The following is a 19661-nucleotide window of genomic DNA, read 5'->3' on the forward strand; positions in this document are numbered from 1 at the left end:
TGTCCTCCGCGGCGGTGGGCAGGAGGCGCCCCGGCCGTGACCCGTTCGACGCTTCGGAGTCCCCGACATGCGCAGATCGTCCCGTCTCGTCCTCCTCCCACTGGCGGTGCTCGGCACCGTCGTCCTGGCCGCCGGTCCGGCGCTGGCCGCGCCGTCGGACCAGGACGTCACCTGGATGCAGGCCGCCCACCAGAGCAACCTCGCCGAGATCGCTGCCGGCAACGCCGCGCAGCAGGCGGCCACCACCCCGGAGGTCCGCGACCTCGGCGCGATGTTCGTGCAGATGCACACCCAGCTCGACCAGCAGCTCACGCAGGCCGCGCAGCAGCTGGGCGTCGAGCTGCCCGGCGAGCCGACCGCCGAGCAGCAGCAACAGCTGGCGGCGGTGCAGCAGAACTCCGGCCAGGAGTTCGACACCGCCTGGATCGCCCAGCAGATCGGCTCGCACTCGACGACGCTGGCCGCCACGCAGCGCGAGATCCAGAACGGGTCGGACCAGACGGTGCTGCAGCTGGCCCAGGCGGCCACCCCGGTGGTCCAGCAGCACCTGTCGCAGCTGCGCGACGCGGCGCAGAAGTACGGCGTCCCGACGTCGGTGCCCGGCGGCACCGGTGGACAGGCGGCCGGCGACGGGCTGGGCACCACCGGGTGGGTGCTGACCGGCGTGGGCGCGCTGGCGCTGGCGGCCGGGACCGCGGGGCTGGTGCGCCGGCGGGCGACCGCCGCGTGAGAGGCCCGCGCGTCCGGCACCTGGTGCTGGTCGTCGCGGGCGTGGTGCTCGTCGGCTCGGGGCTCGCGCTGACCCGCGTGCCGCCCCGGGCCGACGCGCCCGACATCGGGCCGCCGGTGGCCGCGGCGGCCTCGGCGTCGGTCGCGCCGTCGCCGTCGACCCCGCCGCCGTCGACCCCGGCACCGACCACCCCGCCGCCGGTCTCCCCGGCACCGGTGGCGCTCACCCTCCCGCCGGCCACGACCCCGGACCCGGTGCCGCTGGTGCCGGTCGGGGTGCTGGCCTCCGGCGCGCTGCAGTTGCCGGAGCGGCCGACGGTGCTCGGCTGGTACGCCGGGGGAGCGGTGCCCGGTGACCCCGCCGGGACGGCGGTCGTCGCCGGGCACGTGGACTCGGTGCGCTACGGCGCGGGCCCGCTGGAGGGCCTGCTGTCCCTGCGCCAGGGGGACGTCGTCGAGGTGACCGACGCCGGCGGGGCCGTGCACCGGTACGCGGTGGCCTCGCGGACGTCGATCGCGAAGTCGGCGCTGCCGCCGGAGCTGTTCCGCACCGACGGCCCGCCGCAACTGGCGCTGGTGACCTGCGGGGGCGCCTTCGACGAGCGGACCGGGAGCTACGCCGACAACGTGGTGGTGGTCGCCGTCCCCGTGGCGTGAGCCGGTGGCCTGGAGCGTGAGCCGGTGGCCTGGAGCGTGAGTCGGTGGCCTGGAGCGTGAGCAGGCCCTCGACGTGCGAGTGCTCGTGCTCTGCGTGCTGGTCGCAGGCAGAGCACGAGCACCCGGGGAGGACTCGTCAGCCAGGGACTACGCCGCCGGCGTGCCCATGGCCGGGAGGCTCATCAGTAGTAGCACTCCTCGTAGTAGACCCAGTTCCCCCAGTCGTCCCAGACGTACACCCAGTCGCAGTAGTAGTCGTCCGGCTGCGTGGTGGGGGTCTCGGTCGTCGTGACCTGGGACGCCGGCGCCTCGACGGCGGCGCTCTGGGCGGGCGTGGCGGCCATCGCGGTGGCGCCCGGCAGCAGCACGCCGCCGATGCCGAGGGTGGTCGCGGCAGCGGCCAGGATCAGGGGACGCTTGAGGGCCATGGGTTCTCCAGGTGTGCCGGGGCAGGGCGCGATCGGCCCTGCTCGTGGTGGGGGATGGGGTCCAGCACCCCGGACGCCGTGGACCGGTGGCCGTGGGCCGGTGGTCGTGGGGTGTCCGGGTGGGAGGGCCTCGATGGTGGGGAGTGCCGCTCCCGTTCCTGCACCTCAAGGATCGGGGGAACGGCCGAGCGGCTGAATGGAGCTGACCCCCGTCCGCGGGGAGGTGGTCCCCCGACCGGAGCGGTTGCTGTCCCCCGGGGGGTCACCCCGGCGGATCGACCCGCGACCTCGCCGCCGTCCTCGCCCGGGCGACGACGCACTGCGGCCACCGGACGACCGTGGTCGTCCGGTGGCCGCAGTTACGAGCGGGAGGTGGGGTCAGCAGGGCGTGGTGGAGTACGTGGCGGAGGAGGCGCGGTCCCAGTCGAAGGAGCTGAAGTTGCCGCGGTCGCCGGGGGAGATGCACAGCAGCTCGTCGCCGGTGTAGCCGTACCCGTCGTACACGCGCCAGGTGTAGCTGTCGTTGTTCCAGTAGGAGCGCGTGTTGTTGTCCGCGGCCCGGCCGGGGTTGGTGGAGAACCCGTCGTCGCTGAAGTCGGCGTCGTCCAGGTACAGGTCGAACATGTCGCCGCCGTAGTTCTGCATGTAGTACAGGCAGAACTCGCCGGCGTCACACCAGCCGTCCTTCTCGTACATGGTGGGGGCCACCGAGGTGGCGGTGGTGCTGGCATCGGTCGTGGCGGCCATCGCGGTGGCGCCCGGCAGCAGCACGCCGCCGATGCCGAGGGTGGTCGCGGCGGCGGCGAGGACGAGGTTGCGCTTGAGGGCCATGGGGTTCTCCTGAGGGTGCGGGGCAGCGGGGAGCAGCCGTGCTGGGGGTGGGGGGAGGTGTCGAGCGATCCCGGACCGGTGGCTCAGCTCTCTCTCGGACCGCTCGGTGGAAGGGCCTTCCGCGGTGGATCGGAGTGCCGTTCCGTGTGGTGCGAGACCAGAATCGGGTCCACGGCGGCGCCGCTGAATGGAGCTGACCCCCGTCGGCGAGAGGTCTTCCCCCGACCTGATCGGACGCTGGCCCCGGGAGCAGACCCCACCCCTGGGGCTCGGGTGGACCACCGCCGGGCCCCGGTGTGCGCTCCGTCACGCCCGTCCCTCCTCGGCGTGACGGCGGCCGGCCAGGGGTGACACCCGAGCGGGTGGGACTGCCGCGGCGTCGTCCACAGACCGTCCGTTCCGCGCCCCGCGGACGGGGGCGTTCTCCTACAGTCCGTCGTCCTGAGATCCGGAACTGAACAGGCCGACGGGGGTGGGCGTGCCGACTGCGACCAGTGCGCTGGAGGTCGTCGACGGCGAGGTGCGGGAGCTGATCCGCCGTCGCGGGCTCGACCCGTTCGTCGACCCGGCGCCGGTGCGGGTGCTGGTGCGCGACGTCGTCGCGGACTACTCCGAGCGGTCGCTGACCTCGGCGCTGCCGCCGATCGTCGACCCGGAGTCGGTGGTCCGCGACGTGCTGGACCGGGTGGCCGGCTTCGGTCCGCTGCAGCGCTACCTCGACGACCCGGAGGTCGAGGAGATCTGGGTCAACGAGCCCGGGCGGGTGTTCGTGGCCCGGCGCGGCCGCAGCGAGCTGACGACGACGATCCTGGGCGCCGGAGAGCTGGGCGACCTGGTGGAGCGGATGCTGCGCACCTCGGGACGGCGGATCGACATGTCCACCCCGTTCGTCGACGCGACGATGCCCGACGGGTCGCGGCTGCACGTGGTCATCCCGGACATCACCCGCCGGCACATGGCGGTCAACATCCGCAAGTTCGTGCTCCAGGCGCACTCGCTCGACGAGCTGGTCGGGCTGGGGACGCTGACCGTGCAGGCGGCGCGGTTCCTCGAGGCCGCGGTCGCCGCCGGGCTGAACGTCCTCGTCGCCGGGGGCACGCAGGCCGGGAAGACGACGCTGCTCAACTGCCTGTGCGCGGCGATCCCCGCACGGGAGCGGGTGATCACCTGCGAGGAGGTCTTCGAGCTGCGCCTGCCGCTGCCCGACGTCGTGGCGATGCAGACCCGCCAGCCGAACCTCGAGGGAGCAGGGGAGATCCCGCTGCGCCGGCTGGTGAAGGAGGCGCTGCGGATGCGGCCCTCCCGGATCGTCGTCGGCGAGGTCCGGCAGGAGGAGTGCCTCGACCTGCTCATCGCGCTCAACTCGGGCCTGCCCGGCATGTGCACCCTCCACGCCAACAGCGCCCGCGAGGCCGTCGTGAAGATGTGCACGCTGCCGCTGCTGGCCGGCGAGAACATCGGGCACGCCTTCGTCGTCCCGACCGTGGCCGCCAGCGTCGACCTGGTCGTGCACGTGGGCACCGACCCCGACGGTCGACGGCGGGTGCGCGAGATCGTGGCGGTGCCCGGCCGCGCCGAGGACGGCGTCATCGAACTGGCCGACGTCTTCACCACGCGCGACGGGCGGCTGGTGCGGGCCGACGGCTACCCGCCGCACGCCGAGCGGTTCGCCGCGCGCGGCATCGACCTCCCGGCGCTGCTGGACGGCGCCCGGTGGGCCTCGTGACCCTGACCGGCGCGCTGCTGGGTCTGCTGCTCGGGGTCGGTCTGCTGCTCGTGTGGCGCAGCGGCGCGCGGGCACCGCGGCGGAGCACCCGGGCGCGAGGGGTCTCCCGCACGCAGCAGCGGCTGGCCGCGGCCGGGCTGACCGGCATCAACGCCGCCCAGCTCGTCGCGCTGCAGGTCGGGCTGGGACTGCTGGCGTTCGTGGTCGTGCTGCTGACCACCGGCACGGTGACGGTCAGCCTGGTCTTCGGTGCGTTCGGGTGCGCGCTGCCCGCCGTCCAGGTGCGGCGGCTGGCGGTCAAGCGGCGCGCGGACCTGCGCGAGGTCTGGCCCGAGGTCGTGGACAACCTGGCCTCCGCAGTCCGCGCCGGGCTGTCGCTGCCCGAGGCGCTGGCCGCGCTGGCGACCCGCGGACCGGAGGTGCTCCGCCCGCCGTTCGCCCGGTTCGCCACCGACTACCGCTCCAGCGGCCGCTTCGGCACCTGCCTGGACCGGCTCAAGGACGACCTCGCCGACCCGGTCGGCGACCGGATCGTGGAGACGCTGCGGGTGGCCCGCGAGGTCGGCGGCAGCGACCTCGGCCGGGTGCTGCGGACCCTTGCCACGTTCCTCCGCGAGGACGCCCGCGCCCGTGCCGAGCTGGAGACCCGGCAGGGCTGGGTGGTGCAGGCGGCGCGGCTGGCGGTCGCCGCGCCGTGGGTGGTGCTGCTGCTCCTCGCCACCCAGTCGACGACGCTGGACGCCTACGACTCCCCGGTCGGCAGCGCGCTGCTGCTCGGTGGCGCCGCGGTCTGCCTGGCCGCGTACCGGCTCATGCTGCGGATCGGCCGGCTGCCCCAGGACCTGCGGGTGCTCCAGTGAGCGGACCGCTCGCCGGGATGCTGCTCGGGCTGGCCGCGGCGGCCGGCGTGCTCCTCGCGGTGACCTTCGCGCCGCCGTTCCGGTCGGTCCGGCTGGTCGACCGGCTGGCGCCCTACGTGCACGACACCCCTCCGCCGTCCCGGCTGCTGGGCACGGCGACCGAGGCCGGCCTGCTCACCGCCGCGCGCCGGGTCTTCGGGCCGGTGGTCGCCGACGGCGCCCGGCTCGTCGACCGGGTGGTCGGCGGCCGGACGGCGGTGCGCCGGCGCCTGGACGCCCTCGGCGGCGACGTCACGGTCGAGGACTTCCGCATCGAGCAGGTGGTGTGGGGCGGCCTCGGGCTGCTGGGGTCGGCGCTGCTCGCGGCGGTCGGCTCGCTGCTGGCCGGCAGCGTCAACGTGCTCTCGGTGGCGTTGCTGTGCCTGGCCGGCGGGGTCGGCGGGGTGCTCGGCCGTGACTGGTGGCTCACCCAGCAGGTGCGCCGCCGGGAGGAGCTGCTGCTGGCCGAGTTCCCGGTCGTCGCCGAGCTGCTGGCGCTGGCCGTGACGGCGGGGGAGAGCCCCACGGCGGCGATCGCGCGGGTCACCCGGCTCTCCGGTGGTGAGCTGGCCCGCGAGCTGGGCTCGGCGCTCGGCCGGGCCCGTGCCGGGGTGCCCCTGGTCGACGCGCTGCAGCAGGTGGCCGACCGCACGTCGCTCGATGCCCTGGCGCGGTTCATCGACGGCCTGCTGGTCGCGATCGAGCGCGGCACGCCGCTGGCCGAGGTGCTCCGTGCGCAGGCGGCCGACGTCCGCGAGGCCGGCAAGCGCCGGCTGCTGGAGGCCGGCGGCCGGAAGGAGATCGCGATGATGGTCCCGGTCGTCTTCCTGGTGCTGCCGGTCACCGTTCTCTTCGCCCTGTTCCCAGGGCTGATCAGCATCGTCTCGCTGGCGCGATGAGCCCGCGGACACGACAGGAAGGACGAACGATGCCGGGTCTCACGGGGGTCCTCGCGGCGTTGGCCGCACTGGCCGACCGGTTGCGAGGGGACGATCCCGAGCGGGGCGACGTGCCGGGCTGGGTGATGATCACCGTGATGACGGCGGCCCTGGTGCTGGCCATCCTCATCCCGTTCCGCGAGGCGATCGTCGCGGCGGTGACCAACGCGCTGGACTCCGTCACGAGCGGTGGCTGACGTAAGGACCCTCCTGCCCCCCACCGTGGATGGACCCCGTCCTCCCCGTTCCTCACTCCGCTCGGGGCGGGGTCGTTCCCTCACCTCACCGGACGACCGGGAGCGGGGAGGCGCGGTCGTCGAGTTCGTCTTCGTCTCGGTGCTGGTCGTGGTGCTGCTCCTGGCGGTGCTGCAGGTCGCGGTCTACGTGCACACCCGGAACGTGGTGACGGCCAGCGCGCAGGAGGGGGCCCGGTTCGCGGCCAACGCCGACGTGCCGTCGTCGTCCGGTGGGGACCGGACGGTGGCGATCGTGGCGCGGGCGACGTCGGAGCAGACCGCCGAGGGGCTGGTCTGCAGCTCGGGCGAGGAGGCCGACCCGAGCGGGCTGACGCTGGTCGTCGTCCGGTGCTCGGGTGCGGTGCCGACGCTGCTGGCCGGGCTGGGGAACCTGCTGCCGGTCGAGGTCACCGGGCGGGCGGTCAAGGAGATCGCGGCGTGAGGTGGCTGCGGGCCCGGCTGGGGCAGCTCGACGGGGAGCGGGGCTCGGCGCTCGTCGAGTTCGTGTTCATCGCGATCGTGGTCTTCGTGCCCCTGGTCTACATCGTCGCGGGGTTCTCGGCGGTGCAGCGCGGGGTGTTCGCCTCCACCGCGGCGGCGCGCGAGGCCGGCCGGGCGATCGGCACCGCGCCCGACCCGGTCAGCGGTGCGGCCCGGGCGGAGGCGGCCGCGCGGCTGGCGGTGGCCGACCAGTCGATCGACGCCACCGACGTCCGGGTGGCCTACGCGCCGGCCGGTGCCGGGTGCGAGACGGCGGGCCGGTGGACGCCGACGCTCGCGCCGGGGGAGGAGTTCTCCGTGTGCGTCACGGTGACCGTGCGGATCCCGCTGCTGCCGGAGTTCGTCGACGCCAACACCGCGACGGGGCAGTTCCTCGTCGAGCGGGACCGCTACGTCGACGCCTGAGTCCGGGCGCCACGCGGCGGACCGCATCGAGGGTCGTTCTCGCTCTGTGCCGGTCCTGCAGGACCGGCACTCCGCGAGGAACACCCGCAACAGGTCGGCAACCGTCGCCGGCAGCCGGCGCTTCGACGGCCCGGAGGGCTCGGCGGGGGTGGCGGTAGCGCTCGACTCCTCGGCCGCGGCGACTGACGGCGTGCGGCCGGCGGTGCGGTGCTCCGGACACCAGGCCTGAAGAAGTGAGGGCCGGCTGCCGATAACCGGAACGGTCACGTATTGGTGGTCGACCACGACACACGTCTTGTGAGGCTCTCGAATGGAACCGCCGGCTCAGCCGGGGCACGGGCCAGTGCCTGGCCAGCCCCCACACGGTCCGCAGGGGGGCGTTGCCCGCTTCAATCCGCCGCCCAACTGGCCGCGACCCCCGCAGGGATGGACACCGCCGCCAGGATGGGCACCCGACCCTGCGTGGGGTCCGGCCCCCCAGGGGTGGCCGCTGTGGGTCACCGAGGGTGCACCGGGTCCCGCCTTCGGTGGCCCGCTCGGAGGCGTCCCTGGCACGCCGCAGACGCCCTGGTACAAGCGCTGGTGGGTCTTCGTAGGAGCTGCCGTCGCCGTCCTGTTGGTCGTCGGCGCCATCGCCGTGGGGAACAGCGACAGGACGTCCCCCGAGGCATCCGCGACGGCCGAACCGTCGGACTCGAGCGCCGCGGGGAGCACGACCCGGAGCACGCAGCCACCGTCACCGACGTCCCGGTCCCGGACGCCTTCGCCGACGCCTTCCCCCACGCCTCCGCCGGCTCCTGCGCCGGCGGCTCCGGAGGAGTACGACGGGGCAGGGGCTTCCGTGGTGACCCTCACGGCCACCGATCCGCGCGTCCTCACGATCAGCCACTCCGGCGGGTCCAACTTCGCCGTGTGGTCGGTCGACTCGCAGGGCCAGGACATCGACCTCCTCGTCAACGAGATCGGGTCGTACTCCGGCGCGCACCCCCTGAACTTCCTGGAGGGCGAGGAGGCCGCAGCCCTCAAGATCGAGGCGGACGGGCCATGGCACGTCACCTCAGCTCCCCTGTCATCCGCCCCCACGTGGGACGGCACTGCCCCCTACTCCGCGGAGGGCGCCGCAGTCGTCTGGGTCGAGGGCGCTGCGTCGGGACTGACGCCGGTGACGTTCACCCACGAGGGCGAGTCCAACTTCGCGGTCTTCGCGTACGGCGACGACCGCGACCTGCTCGTCAACGAGATCGGCGCCTACACCGGAGAGACGCTGCTCCCTACCGGCACGCTGGTGCTCGTGGTCGAAGCGGACGGTCCCTGGTCCATCGCCAAGTCCTGACGGCGGCGTGTGCGACGAGGCCGGGAAGCGGGCGGTCATCGCGGTTCGGGCCGCCCCGCTTCCTGGGCCGGCGCCGCTGGCCGCGTGTCGATGGGAGGGCGGAGTCCAGGCGCCGCGGCGGACCACTGCACTGCGGGTCGTCCTCGTGCACTGCCGGTCCTCTAGGACCGGCAGTGCACGAGGAACACCGGCAATGGGCCCCACGACGCCCCACGACGGCCCTGGAGGGCACGGAGGGCTCGGCCGGCGCGGCTGCGGAGCAACCGGGCCCTACTTGTAGACGAGCGCGCCGTCGTCGAGGTCGGCGGCGGGGAGGATGTCGCGCTCCTCGTAGTACTCGTGCAGGTGCACCCACGGCTCGCGGTCGCCCTGCGTGGGCATCAGGTGCATCGAGCGGGCCAGGTAGCCGGGGTTGAAGTTCTCCGGGTCGACCCACGGCCGGCGCGGCATGTCGACCTCGTCGTCCCGCAGCGTCGGGACGACCATCGTCGACCCCTGCTCGTCCATGTGCGCCATCAGCCGGCAGACGAAGTCGGCGATCAGGTCGGCCCGCAGCGTCCAGCTGTGCCGGAAGTAGCCGAAGACGTAGGCCAGGTTCGGGACGCCGGTGAACATCAGCCCGCGGTAGGTCACCGTGCCGGAGAAGTCGACCGGCTCGCCGTCCACGGTGAACGCGATGCCGCCGAAGACACTGAGGTCGAAGCCGGTGGCCGACACCACGATGTCGGCCTCGAGCACCTCGCCGGAGGAGACCCGGATGCCGGTCTCGGTGAACGTCTCGATGGTGTCGGTGACCACCGAGACCCGGCCCTCGCGGATCGCGGTGAACAGGTCGCCGTCGGGCAGGACGCCGATCCGCTGCTGCCACGGCCGGTAGGTCGGGGTGAAGTGCTTCTCGATGTCGTAGCCCTCGGGCAGCAGCGGCCGCATCGACTCGATGAGGAACGCCCGCAGCTCGTCGGGCGCCTCGTAGGACATCCGGGCCAGCTCGCTGACCTCGGCGATGTGCTGCCGCCGGAGGATCTCGTGGGTCCACTCCTCGGGGACGTCCAGCGCCCGCAGCGTCGTCGCCAGCTCGTGCGTCTTCGGCCGGGCGAGGAAGTACGTCGGCGACCGCTGGAGCATCGTCACGTGCGCGGCGGTCTCCGCCATCGCCGGCACCACCGTCGCCGCGGTCGCGCCCGAGCCGATCACCACGACCCGCTTGCCGGCGTGGTCGAGGTCCGCGGGCCACTGCTGGGGGTGGACGACGGTCCCCTGGAACCGGTCCATGCCCGGCCACTGCGGGCGGTGCGGCTCGCCGTGCTTGTAGTAGCCGTGGCACATCCACAGGAAGCCGGTGGTGAAGCGCAGCTGCTCGCCGGTGTCGCCGCGGGTGACCTCGACGGTCCAGCGGCGGTCGTCGGTCGACCAGGTCGCCGCGGTCACCTCGTGGCGGTGGCGGATGTGCCGGTCCAGGCCGTTCTCGGCGACGACCTCGTCGAGGTAGGCGAGGATCTCCTCCGACGTCGCGATCGACGGGCCGCGCCAGGGCTTGAACCGGTAGCCGAAGGTGAACAGGTCGCTGTCGGAGCGGACGCCGGGGAAGCGGTGGGTCCACCACGTCCCGCCCGAGCCGTCGAGGGCGTCGAGGATGACGAAGCTCGTCCCCGGGCGCTGGGTCAGCAGGTGGTAGCCGGCGCCGATGCCGGAGATCCCCGCGCCCACGATGAGCACGTCGACGTGCTCCACGCGCTCCGCGGCCGTCGTCTGCGACTCCTCGGTCATGGTCATGCCCTGGCTCCCCTCGGTCGGTCCGCGGCGCGGTTCTACCACCGGGGCCCCGACAGTTGTGGTGCGCGTCACAACCGTCGGGCGGGTGAGCACGCACGGTGCCCGTCCCCACACTGGCGGCCGACCAGCGTCGTCGCGGCCCGGCCGGAGGGCCGGGCCGCGACGACGTGGCGCTGGAGCAGCTGCTGACCGCGGACGAGGACCCGTCCGGACCCGGTGGGGTGGGTCACCCCGGGGGGTGAGAACCCCGGCCCGCCCGTACAGCGCGCCGTCAGTCGCGTCGATGCCCTCGGCACCCGACGAGGAAGAGGCGGTGCCGAGTGCGTGCACGAGTGCTCCAGCGGGACGGCCGGCGCCGGCCGTCGTCCGCCGGTGGCCTGCTGCTGGTCGTCGCCGTCCTGGCGGTCTACCCCGCGGTCTACGGGACCGGTGCGGCCGATGCGGTCTACCTCGCCGTCATGGCCATGGCCTCCGGGGCGGCCTGGTGGGGTGCGCTGCGGCAGGGGTTGCGGTCGGCCGCCGTGCTCGTCGCCCTCGGCGTCACCCTCACCACCGCCGGGGACGTGGTGTGGTTCCTCTACAGCTGGACCGGGTCGGTGCCCGACATCTCCGTCGCCGACGTCGCCTACCTCGCCGGCTACCTCGCGCTCGCCCTCGGCCTGTGGCGGATGGCGAACACCCGCGGCCGCTCCCGGGGGCAGCAGCTCGACGGCTGGCTCGACGGGGCCGGCGTCTTCATCGCGGTGCTCATGCTCGTCTGGCAGCTGTCGGTCGCCGGCACGGTGACCGACAGCTCCCTCCCGGTGCTGACCCGCGTCATCTGGGCGCTCTACCCGGCGCTGGACGCCGCCTTCATCGGCCTGGTGTTCCGGCTGGTCACCACCCGGTCCCGCGGGGAGCGCGCACCACTGGCGGTCGCGGCCGGCGCCGCCTGCTGGCTCGCCTCCGACCTGGGGTTCCTGCTGATGGCCGACCCCGAGGTCGCCAGCGTGTGGTTCGACACCGGGTGGTTGCTCGGCGCGCTGCTGCTGGCCGCCGCCGCCGGTGTCCGCGGCCGCCCGGAGGGCGCCGCCGAGCCGGTCGAGGCCGTCCCGTCGCTGACTCGGCTCGCGGTCAGCCTCGGCGCCCTGCTGGTGCCCGCCGGCCTCGAGGTGTTCCGCGACGTCACGGGCGCCACGAACGCGCCGGTGACCGTCTTCGGCGGCACCTCGGTGCTGACCCTCCTGGTGTTCGTGCGGGTGGCCCGGCTGCTGCGCGCCGAGGCCGCCGCCCGCGCCCTCGTCGGCTCCCAGCAGCGGTACAGCGCGGCCCTGGCCCGGCACTCCTCGGACGCCGTCGCGGTCGTCTCCGCCGACGGCCGGCTGCTCGGCGACCCCGCCGCCCTGCGCAGCGTGCTGGGCGCGGACGCGCCCGCCGTGCCGACCGCCGGCGACATCGTGCGGCTGTCCGGCGTCGACCGCGACGAGGCCCGTCGCGTGTTCGCGCAGGCGGTGGCCGCGGACGGCGCCGTCGTCGAGGCCGAGCTGCGGTGCCGCCGCGGCGGCGAGGAGCGCTGGCTGGGCGTCCGGCTCGTCGACCTCAGCACCGACCCCGACGTCGGCGGCGTCGTCGTCCACATGACCGACATCACCGACCGCAAGCGCGCCGAGGAGGCGCTGACCCACCAGGCCTTCCACGACGCCCTCACCGGCCTGGCCAACCGCGCGCTGTTCGCCGACCGGGTCGGCCAGGCACTGCACCGCCGCGCCCGGGGGGACGGCGCCGCGGCGGTCGTCTTCATCGACCTCGACGGCTTCAAGGCGGTCAACGACACCCTCGGCCACCAGGCCGGCGACGCGCTGCTGCGGGAGGTGGCCGACCGGCTGCGGTCGACGGTCCGCGCCGGGGACACCGTCGCCCGGCTCGGTGGTGACGAGTTCGCCGTCCTGGTCGAGGCCGCCGGCGACGGCGTGGCGCCGGTCGGCGTCACGGCCGACCGGGTGCTCGCCGCCCTGGCCCGGCCGATGGAGCTGGCCGGGCAGCGGGTCACCATCAGCGGCAGCGTCGGCATCGCCGTCGCGACCGAGGACGCGACGGGGGAGTCGCTGGTCCGCGACGCCGACATCGCCATGTACGCGGCCAAGGTGTCCGGGCGCGGGCGCTCCGTCGTCTTCGACCCGGGCATGCGGACGGCCGCCGTGGAGCGCCGCCGGCTGGAGCAGGAGCTGTCCGGGGCGCTCGCCGCCGAGCAGTTCCGGCTGGTCTACCAGCCCGTCGTCGACCTGGCCGACCAGCGGGTGCTCGGCTTCGAGGCGCTGCTGCGCTGGCAGTCGCCCACCCTGGGCGCCGTCCCGCCGGCCCGCTTCGTGCCGGTCGCCGAGGACCTCGGCCTCATCGGGGAGATCGGTGGCTGGGTGCTGCGCGAGGCCTGCCGGACCGCCGCCGCCTGGCGCCGCGAGCACCGCGCCGCCGCGGACACCACCATGTCGGTGAACGTCTCGGCCGTGCAGCTCACCGCGCCGGACCTGCTCGACCAGGTGCGCGGCGCGCTCACCGCCAGCGGCCTGCCGGCGTCGGCGCTGGTCCTGGAGGTCACCGAGACCGCACTCGTCGGCGACCCCGAGCGCGCCGCCGCGTCCCTCGCCGCGCTGCGGGCCCTGGGCGTGCGGGTCGCCCTCGACGACTTCGGCACCGGTTACTCGTCCCTGGGTCACCTGCAGCAGTTCGCCGTCGACGTGCTCAAGATCGACCGGTCCTTCGTCGCCACGATCACCGGCGACGCCGAGATGCCGCCGATCGTCCGCGGCCTGGTCGACCTCGGCCGCGCCCTGGACCTGGAGGTCGTCGCCGAGGGCATCGAGTCGGAGGCGCAGCGGGCCATGCTGCTCGACGGCCGGTGCGCCCGCGGCCAGGGGTACCTGTTCGCCCACCCGCTGGAGGCCACCGACGCCGAGCTGCTGCTGCTCGGCCAGCGCTCCGGCACCGGCGCCGCGGAGCTGCCGCGGACCTGACCGGCCTCAGCCGGGAGTGGCCCGCTGCCACTCCCGGGGGGTCGTCCCGAACGCGGCCCGGAACCGCCGGGTGAAGTGGCTGGGGTCGGCGAAGCCACAGGATCGGGCCGTTGCCGCGATCGACCGCCGCCGTCCCGACGGCGACGCCAGCATCGAGCGCGCCAGCTCCAGCCGCTCGGCGATCACCGTCTGCTCCAGGCTCAGCCCCGCCTCGGCGAACTCCTTGTACAGCTGCCGCACCGACACGTTGTGCGCCGCGGCGATCCGCTCCGGGGTGAGCCCGGGGTCGGTCAACCGCCGGCGGACGTCGGCCAGCACCCGGGTCACCGTGGTCTCGGCGGGCGCCGCCGGCATCGGCCGGTCGGGGGCCGCCGCCGACAGCAGCAGCGCGCGCACCAGCTCGGTCGTCGCCGTCCCCACGGTGGCCGCGCCGGGGTCCGCGGCGATGCGGTCGGCGTCCCGGGTCAGGTGCACGAGGTGGTCGCGCACCAGGTCGTGCAGCGGGCTGGCGCGCAGCCGGGGAGCCGCCGCACGGACGACGGCGACGGGCAGCCCCAGCTGCTCGGTCGACACCTGGAAGGCCCGCGAGCCGCCCGAACCCGACCAGGAGAACGTGTAGGGCTCGGCGAGGTCGTTGACCATCAGCTCACCGGCGCGCACCAGCCGGTCGGTGCCGAACTGGCTGAACCGGCCCACCCCGCTGGACTGCACGGCCAGCGCCACCACGGGGGTGCTCGCCATGCGGACGTGCCGCTCGGTGCGCACCAGCGAGAACCCGGTCGAGTCGGTGGTGAACAGGTTCGTGGTGCCGTACTGCCACAGGTGCATGCGGGTGCGCAGCTCCCGGCTCGGGCCCAGGTGCTCGATCCGGCAGGGGACCGAGGCCTGGCCGAAGGCGGCGCGGAAGGCGGCGGGCCGGTCCTCCGGCGGCAACCGGGCGGTGTCGAGCAGGAGCATCGGGTCCCCTTCGGGCGCACGCGCGCGGAGCCGACGAAGCGCCCGCCGAGTCTGGCAGGCCCGGGCCCCTGCGGAGAAGGGCCGCCGGACCACGTCCGTCGCGTGCACGCAGGGGCCGGAGGTGTGCAGCCAGGGGCCAGCAGCCCGGACGGCGTCCTGCCAGGCTCCGCGCGGAGGAGCCCGAGACCATCCGACGGGAGCTGCGCGATGAGCACCTTCACGACCTCCGACGGCACGGACATCTTCTTCAAGGACTGGGGATCGGGGCAGCCGGTGGTGTTCAGCCACGGCTGGCCCCTGTGCGCCGACGCCTGGGACGGCCAGCTGTTCGCGATGGCCTCCCACGGCTTCCGCGCCGTGGCGCACGACCGCCGCGGGCACGGCCGGTCGGGCCAGCCGTGGACCGGCAACGACATGGACACCTACGCCGACGACCTCGCCGCGCTCCTCGAGCTGCTCGACCTGCGCGACGTGATCCTGGTCGGGCACTCCACCGGTGGCGGCGAGGTGACCCGGTACCTGGGCCGCCACGGCACCGGCCGGGTCGCGAAGGCCGTGCTGCTCGGGGCGATCCCCCCGCTGATGCTCCAGACCGACGCCAACCCCGAGGGCACGCCGCTGGAGGCCTTCGACGAGATCCGCGCCGGCGTCCTCGGCGGGCGCTCGGAGTACTACCGGCAGCTGGCCATCCCGTTCTACGGCGCCAACCGCCCCGGCAGCCAGGTCAGCCAGGGCCAGCTCGACGACTTCTGGCGGATGAGCATGATGGCCGGCCTCAAGGGCGCCCACGACTGCATCCACGAGTTCAGCGAGACCGACTTCACCCAGGACCTGGCCCGCATCGACGTCCCGGTGCTGGTCGCGCACGGCGACGACGACCAGATCGTGCCGTTCCACGACTCCGCGCCGAAGACGGCGGAGCTGCTCAAGAGCGCCGAGCTCAAGGTCTACCCGGGCCAGCCGCACGGCCTGACCGGCGCCCACGAGCAGGAGTTCACCGCGGATCTGCTCGCCTTCGCGCGGGCCTGACAGGAGGACGACGTGACCGACGCGATCCCCACCCCGCGCCCCGAGCGCCGCCCGGCCGAGGGCGCCCCCGACACCATCGTCCTGGTGCACGGGTTCTGGGTGACCCCGCGCAGCTGGGAGGAGTGGAAGGCGCGCTACGAGGCCCGCGGGTACCGGGTGCTCACCCCGGCCTACCCGGGCTTCGAGGTCGAGGTGGAGGCGCTCAACGCCGACCCCACGCCGATCGCCGAGCTGACCCTCCCGGAGATCGTCGCCCACCTGGAGTCGGTGATCGGCGAGCTGGACCGGCCGCCGATCCTCATCGGCCACTCCGCCGGGGGCACGCTGGTGCAGCTGCTGCTCGACCGCGGCCACGGTGCGGTCGGCGTCGTGCTCAACTCCGCCCCGACCGAGGGGGTGCGGGTGCTGCCGCTGTCGCAGCTGCGCTCGACGTTCGTCGCGTTCAAGAACCCGGCCAACCGGCACCGCGCGGTGCCGCTGACCCACGAGCAGTGGCACTACGCGTTCACCAACACGTTCAGCGAGGAGGAGTCGCGCCGGCTCTACGAGCGGTACGCGATCCCGGCGTCCGGCCGGATCCTGTGGAGCTCGGTGCTGGCCAACTTCATGCCGGGCCCCCAGGACGCCGCGGTCGACTACGCCAACGACGCCCGGGCGCCGCTGCTGTTCGTCTCCGGCGGCGAGGACCACATCATGCCGCCGAGCGTGCAGCGGTCGAACGCCAAGCACTACCGGTCCCCGCACACCGTCACCGAGATCCGGGAGTACGCCGGCTACGCGCACCTGCTGCCTTCCCAGCCCGGCTGGGAGGAGATCGCCGACTCCGTGCTCGAGTGGGCCGTGGAGCACGCGCGGCCGGGTCGCCCCGAGGTCGCCGGCACCCCGTGAGCACCCGCCCGGCGGGGACCGTCCGGCTCACCCACGTCGGTGGCCCGACGGTGCTGGTCGAGGTGGGCGGCTGGCGGCTGCTCACCGACCCGACGTTCGACCCGCCGGGCCGCCGGTACGCCTTCGGCTGGGGCAGTTCCTCCCGGAAGGTCGGCGGGCCGGCGATCGACGCCGTGGACCTGGGGCCGGTGGACGCCGTCCTGCTCAGCCACGACACCCACGGCGACAACCTCGACGACGCCGGCCGCGCGCTCCTGCCGTCGGCCGGCGTCGTCGTGACCACGCCCTCCGGCGCCCGGCGGCTGGGCGGCTCGGCGCGCGGGCTGGCCCCGTGGGGGACGACGACTCTGGCGGCGCCCGGCCGCCCGCCGATCGAGGTCACCGCGACCCCCGCCCGCCACGGCCCGCCGGGCAGCCGGCCGATCAGCGGGGAGGTGACCGGCTTCGCCCTGCGGTGGGAGGGGCAGGCCGACGGCGTGCTGTGGATCTCGGGGGACACGGTCCTGTTCGACGGCGTCCGCCGCGTGGGCGAGCGCCTCCCGGTCGGGATCGCCCTGCTGCACCTCGGCGGCGTCCGCTTCCCGGTGACCGGGCCGGTCCGCTGGTCGATGACCGCCCGCGACGCGGTGGAGCTGTGCCGGCTGCTGCGCCCGCGCGCCGCCGTCCCGGTGCACTACGAGGGCTGGACGCACTTCCGGCAGGGGCGGGCGGCGGTCGAGCGGCAGCTCGCCGCGGCGCCGCCGGAGCTGCGCGAGCGCTTCCGCTGGCTGCCCCGCGGGCGGCCGGTGGACCTGCCGGCCTGAGCCGGGGTGGCCGCGCCGGTCAGCCGCCGCGCTGCACCTCGGCCTGCACGATCCCGCGCAGCGCCGTGCGCAGCGCCTCGTCCCCCGTCTCGCCGCGCTCCAGTGCCGCCCGCGCGTCCTGGGGCAGGACGGCAGGGTCGACGTCGTCGAGCCAGCTGACCTCGCCGGCGACCCGGCGGCCCACCCGCAGCCTGCTGCCCTCGGACCGCAGGACGTACTCCTCGCTGTCGACCCGGACGGTCGTCTCGTCGCTCATGGCCGGGGACTACCCCGCGCGGCGACCGGTCCACCCGCGCGCCGGGGGCGAGGATGGGTGCGTGGAGGACTGCTGCGAGGTCGTCGTCACCGGTGCCGACGCCGACTGGCTGGCCGGCTACACCCGGACGCTGGTGGAGGAGCGGCTGGCCGCCTGCGGGCACCAGCTGGCCGCTATCCGCTCGGTGTACCGGTGGGAGGGCGAGGTGCACGACGAGCCGGAGGCCCGGGTCGCGCTGCACACCCGCCGGTCGCTGGTGCCGGCCGTGGTGGCCCGCACCGCCGAGCTGCACCCGTACGACGTCCCCTGCGTCATCGCGCTGCCGCTGGTCGACGGGTCGCCGGACTACCTGCGGTGGGTGGTCGCCGAGACGCGGGAACCGGAGCGCTGACCCGGTCGTCAGCCGGTCGGGGGGACTGGGTATGACGGAGCTGTCCCGGCGGTCGCGCCGGCCGAGGGGAAGCGACGGAGTGGTCACCGGTGGCGGTGACCGGCAGACGGCAGGAGAACGCGTGCCAGGACCAGCGGTGCCACACCAGCTGCCGGTGGACGTGCGTCGCCGCGTCGGCGGGTCCAGCAGCTCGGCCGTCGCGGTCGAGGCGGTCCTCGACGCGCTGCCCTCGCCGACGCTGCTGATCGACGCCGAGGGCCGGGTGCTGCTGGCCAACACCGCCTGGCAGACCGCCGCCCCACTGCTCGACGACGACCGGGTCCGGCTGGGCCTCGACGACGACTACTACGCCATGGCCCGGCGGCTGAGCGCCGGCTCGGGCTCGGAGTCCCTCATCGACCGGCTCCGGGCGCTCTCCCGCGGCGAGTGCGCCTCGGTGCAGGCCGACTACGCGCTGGAGCGCGCCGACGGCACCCGCTGGTACCACCTGCAGGCGTCCCGGGTCGACCAGGCCGGGCAGGTCGTCGTCACCCACACCGACGTCACCTCGCGGGTCCGGGCCGAGCGGGCCTCGGACTGGCGGGCCCGCCACGACACCCTCACCGAGCTGCCCAACCGCGCGCACCTGCACGAGCTGATCGACGCCGAGCTGCAGCGGATCGACCGCGGCCCGGTGTCGGTGCTCTTCCTCGACGTCGACGGGTTCAAGGACGTCAACGACTCCCTCGGGCACGACGCCGGCGACGACCTCCTGCGCCAGATCGCCGGGCGGCTGACCGGCAGCACCCGCGCCGGCGACACCGTGGGCCGGCTCGGCGGCGACGAGTTCGTCGTCCTGTGCCGGGAGTGCGACACCGCGGGCGCCGAGGCGCTGGCCGACCGCTGCCGCGCCAGCATCGACCGGCCCTTCGACCTCGGCGGCCGGATGGTCCGGCTGGGGGTGAGCATCGGCATCGCCACCGCCCCGGACCCCGGCCCGCCGCTGCGCTCCACCGACCTGGTCCGCGACGCCGACCTGGCCATGTACGCGGCGAAGGCGGCCGGCCGCAACCGGGTCCGGCTGTTCACCGCCGACCTGCGCACCGCCGCCCAGCGGCGGGCCACCGTCGCCAACGAGCTGCGGGAGGCGGTCCTCGACGACCAGCTCGTGCTGCACTACCAGCCGGTCCTGCACCTGCCGACCGGTCGGATCACGGGAGTGGAGGCGCTGGTCCGCTGGGAGCACCCGCAGCGCGGGCTGCTCCCGCCCGCGGACTTCCTCCCGATCGCCGCGCAGCACGACCTGATGACGCCGGTCGCCCGCTGGGTGCTGCGCGCCGCGACGCGGCAGGCCGCGGCGTGGGGACGCACCGGCCTGCGGCTGGTGACCGGCGTGAACATCAGCGCCGGGCACTTCTCCACCGGCACCCTGGTCCGCGACGTCGAGGACGCGCTGGCCGACTCCGGGCTGCCGCCCGAGCAACTGGTCGTGGAGCTGACGGAGAGCTCGGTGGCCGAGGACGCCGACCGGGCCGCCGCCCAGTTCGCCCAGCTGCGCCGCCGGGGGGTCGAGGTGTGCATCGACGACTTCGGCAGCGGCTACTCCTCGCTCAGCCAGCTGGTCGCCATCCCCGCCGGGATCCTCAAGGTCGACCGCAGCCTGACCACGTTCCCCGAGGGGCGCCGCGGTCCGGCGGCCGCCGCGATCGCCGCCGTCGTGGCCCTGGCCCGGGCCTGCGGCATGCGCACCCTGGTCGAGGGGGTGGAGACCGCCGAGCAGCTCGAGCTGGCCGCGCAGCTGGAGTGCCCCCTCGCGCAGGGCTTCCACATCGCCCGGCCGATGCCGGCGGAGGAGGTCGCGCCGTGGGTGGCGGCGCGGAGGACGGCCGGCAGCGCGTCCCGCTGACCGGCG

At 74.8% G+C, this 19661-nt stretch carries 20 protein-coding genes; 15 read left to right on the forward strand and 5 right to left on the reverse strand.

Features of this window, described 5'->3' with window-relative positions:
- Positions 1 to 67 precede the first annotated feature (67 nt).
- Both ACI789_RS18795 and ACI789_RS18800 read left to right on the forward strand, forming a co-directional pair.
- Positions 68 to 730, forward strand: coding sequence for a DUF4142 domain-containing protein (locus tag ACI789_RS18795; RefSeq protein WP_457010893.1), 663 nt, complete (start codon positions 68 to 70; stop codon positions 728 to 730).
- Positions 727 to 1386: a class F sortase gene (locus ACI789_RS18800; RefSeq protein ID WP_457010894.1), complete on the forward strand. Its 660-nt coding sequence runs from the start codon at positions 727 to 729 to the stop codon at positions 1384 to 1386. Before ACI789_RS18795 ends, ACI789_RS18800 begins: the two co-directional genes overlap by 4 nt.
- 182 nt (positions 1387 to 1568) lie before the next feature.
- Here ACI789_RS18800 and ACI789_RS18805 read toward each other — a convergent pair whose 3' ends face one another.
- On the reverse strand, positions 1569 to 1814 hold the full coding sequence (locus ACI789_RS18805; RefSeq protein WP_457010895.1) for a hypothetical protein: 246 nt from the start codon (positions 1812 to 1814) through the stop codon (positions 1569 to 1571).
- Positions 1815 to 2192: 378 nt separating this feature from the next.
- Complete coding sequence (locus tag ACI789_RS18810; protein WP_457010896.1) at positions 2193 to 2645, reverse strand: peptidase inhibitor family I36 protein; 453 nt, start codon at positions 2643 to 2645, stop codon at positions 2193 to 2195.
- A gap of 478 nt (positions 2646 to 3123) precedes the next feature.
- On the opposite strand from ACI789_RS18810, the gene ACI789_RS18815 reads away from it, so the two are divergent.
- The 7 genes from ACI789_RS18815 to ACI789_RS18845 all read left to right on the forward strand — a co-directional run bounded on the left by ACI789_RS18815 (position 3124) and on the right by ACI789_RS18845 (position 8683).
- Positions 3124 to 4371: a CpaF family protein gene (locus tag ACI789_RS18815; RefSeq protein ID WP_457010897.1), complete on the forward strand. Its 1248-nt coding sequence runs from the start codon at positions 3124 to 3126 to the stop codon at positions 4369 to 4371.
- The gene (locus ACI789_RS18820) at positions 4359 to 5231 is read left to right on the forward strand and encodes a type II secretion system F family protein (RefSeq protein WP_457010898.1); all 873 of its coding nucleotides are present in this window, start codon (positions 4359 to 4361) and stop codon (positions 5229 to 5231) included. Before ACI789_RS18815 ends, ACI789_RS18820 begins: the two co-directional genes overlap by 13 nt.
- The gene (locus ACI789_RS18825) at positions 5228 to 6169 is read left to right on the forward strand and encodes a type II secretion system F family protein (RefSeq protein WP_457010899.1); all 942 of its coding nucleotides are present in this window, start codon (positions 5228 to 5230) and stop codon (positions 6167 to 6169) included. Before ACI789_RS18820 ends, ACI789_RS18825 begins: the two co-directional genes overlap by 4 nt.
- Before the next feature lie 29 nt (positions 6170 to 6198).
- Positions 6199 to 6405, forward strand: a complete 207-nt coding sequence (locus ACI789_RS18830) for a hypothetical protein (protein WP_456920615.1) — start codon at positions 6199 to 6201, stop codon at positions 6403 to 6405.
- A 25-nt stretch (positions 6406 to 6430) separates the two neighbouring features.
- Positions 6431 to 6886 (forward strand): TadE/TadG family type IV pilus assembly protein, encoded by a 456-nt coding sequence (locus ACI789_RS18835; protein WP_457010900.1) that lies wholly within the window; start codon positions 6431 to 6433, stop codon positions 6884 to 6886.
- The gene (locus ACI789_RS18840; protein WP_457010901.1) at positions 6883 to 7350 is read left to right on the forward strand and encodes a hypothetical protein; all 468 of its coding nucleotides are present in this window, start codon (positions 6883 to 6885) and stop codon (positions 7348 to 7350) included. The genes ACI789_RS18835 and ACI789_RS18840 overlap by 4 nt, the downstream gene beginning before the upstream one ends.
- A gap of 841 nt (positions 7351 to 8191) precedes the next feature.
- The gene (locus ACI789_RS18845) at positions 8192 to 8683 is read left to right on the forward strand and encodes a hypothetical protein (RefSeq protein WP_457010902.1); all 492 of its coding nucleotides are present in this window, start codon (positions 8192 to 8194) and stop codon (positions 8681 to 8683) included.
- 270 nt (positions 8684 to 8953) lie between these two features.
- On the opposite strand, the gene ACI789_RS18850 is transcribed toward ACI789_RS18845, so the two are convergent.
- Positions 8954 to 10456 (reverse strand): flavin-containing monooxygenase, encoded by a 1503-nt coding sequence (locus tag ACI789_RS18850; RefSeq protein ID WP_457010903.1) that lies wholly within the window; start codon positions 10454 to 10456, stop codon positions 8954 to 8956.
- A 320-nt stretch (positions 10457 to 10776) separates the two neighbouring features.
- Between ACI789_RS18850 and ACI789_RS18855 the strand changes: the two genes are divergently transcribed.
- Positions 10777 to 13446, forward strand: a complete 2670-nt coding sequence (locus tag ACI789_RS18855; protein WP_457010904.1) for a putative bifunctional diguanylate cyclase/phosphodiesterase — start codon at positions 10777 to 10779, stop codon at positions 13444 to 13446.
- A gap of 6 nt (positions 13447 to 13452) precedes the next feature.
- On the opposite strand, the gene ACI789_RS18860 is transcribed toward ACI789_RS18855, so the two are convergent.
- Entirely contained in the window at positions 13453 to 14403 is a 951-nt protein-coding gene (locus ACI789_RS18860; protein ID WP_457010905.1) for a helix-turn-helix domain-containing protein, read from the reverse strand.
- A gap of 207 nt (positions 14404 to 14610) precedes the next feature.
- On the opposite strand from ACI789_RS18860, the gene ACI789_RS18865 reads away from it, so the two are divergent.
- From ACI789_RS18865 to ACI789_RS18875, 3 genes are read left to right on the forward strand one after another with little or no spacing between them, the layout of a single operon-like run.
- Positions 14611 to 15432: an alpha/beta fold hydrolase gene (locus ACI789_RS18865; RefSeq protein WP_457010906.1), complete on the forward strand. Its 822-nt coding sequence runs from the start codon at positions 14611 to 14613 to the stop codon at positions 15430 to 15432.
- Positions 15433 to 15444: 12 nt separating this feature from the next.
- The gene (locus tag ACI789_RS18870; protein ID WP_457010907.1) at positions 15445 to 16320 is read left to right on the forward strand and encodes an alpha/beta hydrolase; all 876 of its coding nucleotides are present in this window, start codon (positions 15445 to 15447) and stop codon (positions 16318 to 16320) included.
- A complete protein-coding gene (locus ACI789_RS18875; protein WP_457010908.1) occupies positions 16317 to 17123 on the forward strand; it encodes an MBL fold metallo-hydrolase in 807 nt (268 codons plus the stop codon). The genes ACI789_RS18870 and ACI789_RS18875 overlap by 4 nt, the downstream gene beginning before the upstream one ends.
- Positions 17124 to 17142: 19 nt before the next feature.
- On the opposite strand, the gene ACI789_RS18880 is transcribed toward ACI789_RS18875, so the two are convergent.
- Entirely contained in the window at positions 17143 to 17379 is a 237-nt protein-coding gene (locus ACI789_RS18880) for a hypothetical protein (RefSeq protein ID WP_457010909.1), read from the reverse strand.
- Between the two features lie 61 nt (positions 17380 to 17440).
- On the opposite strand from ACI789_RS18880, the gene cutA reads away from it, so the two are divergent.
- Both cutA and ACI789_RS18890 read left to right on the forward strand, forming a co-directional pair.
- Positions 17441 to 17770, forward strand: coding sequence for a divalent-cation tolerance protein CutA (cutA, locus tag ACI789_RS18885; RefSeq protein ID WP_456919761.1), 330 nt, complete (start codon positions 17441 to 17443; stop codon positions 17768 to 17770).
- 136 nt (positions 17771 to 17906) lie between these two features.
- On the forward strand, positions 17907 to 19655 hold the full coding sequence (locus ACI789_RS18890; RefSeq protein WP_457010910.1) for a putative bifunctional diguanylate cyclase/phosphodiesterase: 1749 nt from the start codon (positions 17907 to 17909) through the stop codon (positions 19653 to 19655).
- Positions 19656 to 19661: the final 6 nt, after the last annotated feature.

This window comes from Geodermatophilus sp. SYSU D00965 (assembly GCF_054050075.1).

Excerpts from the sequence above, each read along its gene's own strand:
- ACI789_RS18795 (WP_457010893.1), top strand. The coding sequence starts at position 68 with ATGCGCAGATCGTCCCGTCTCGTCCTCCTCCCACTGGCGGTGCTCGGC.
- ACI789_RS18805 (WP_457010895.1), bottom strand. The coding sequence starts at position 1,814 with ATGGCCCTCAAGCGTCCCCTGATCCTGGCCGCTGCCGCGACCACCCTC.
- ACI789_RS18810 (WP_457010896.1), bottom strand. The coding sequence starts at position 2,645 with ATGGCCCTCAAGCGCAACCTCGTCCTCGCCGCCGCCGCGACCACCCTC.
- ACI789_RS18830 (WP_456920615.1), top strand. The coding sequence starts at position 6,199 with ATGCCGGGTCTCACGGGGGTCCTCGCGGCGTTGGCCGCACTGGCCGAC.
- ACI789_RS18850 (WP_457010903.1), bottom strand. The coding sequence starts at position 10,456 with ATGACCATGACCGAGGAGTCGCAGACGACGGCCGCGGAGCGCGTGGAG.
- ACI789_RS18860 (WP_457010905.1), bottom strand. The coding sequence starts at position 14,403 with ATGCTCCTGCTCGACACCGCCCGGTTGCCGCCGGAGGACCGGCCCGCC.
- ACI789_RS18865 (WP_457010906.1), top strand. The coding sequence starts at position 14,611 with ATGAGCACCTTCACGACCTCCGACGGCACGGACATCTTCTTCAAGGAC.
- ACI789_RS18880 (WP_457010909.1), bottom strand. The coding sequence starts at position 17,379 with ATGAGCGACGAGACGACCGTCCGGGTCGACAGCGAGGAGTACGTCCTG.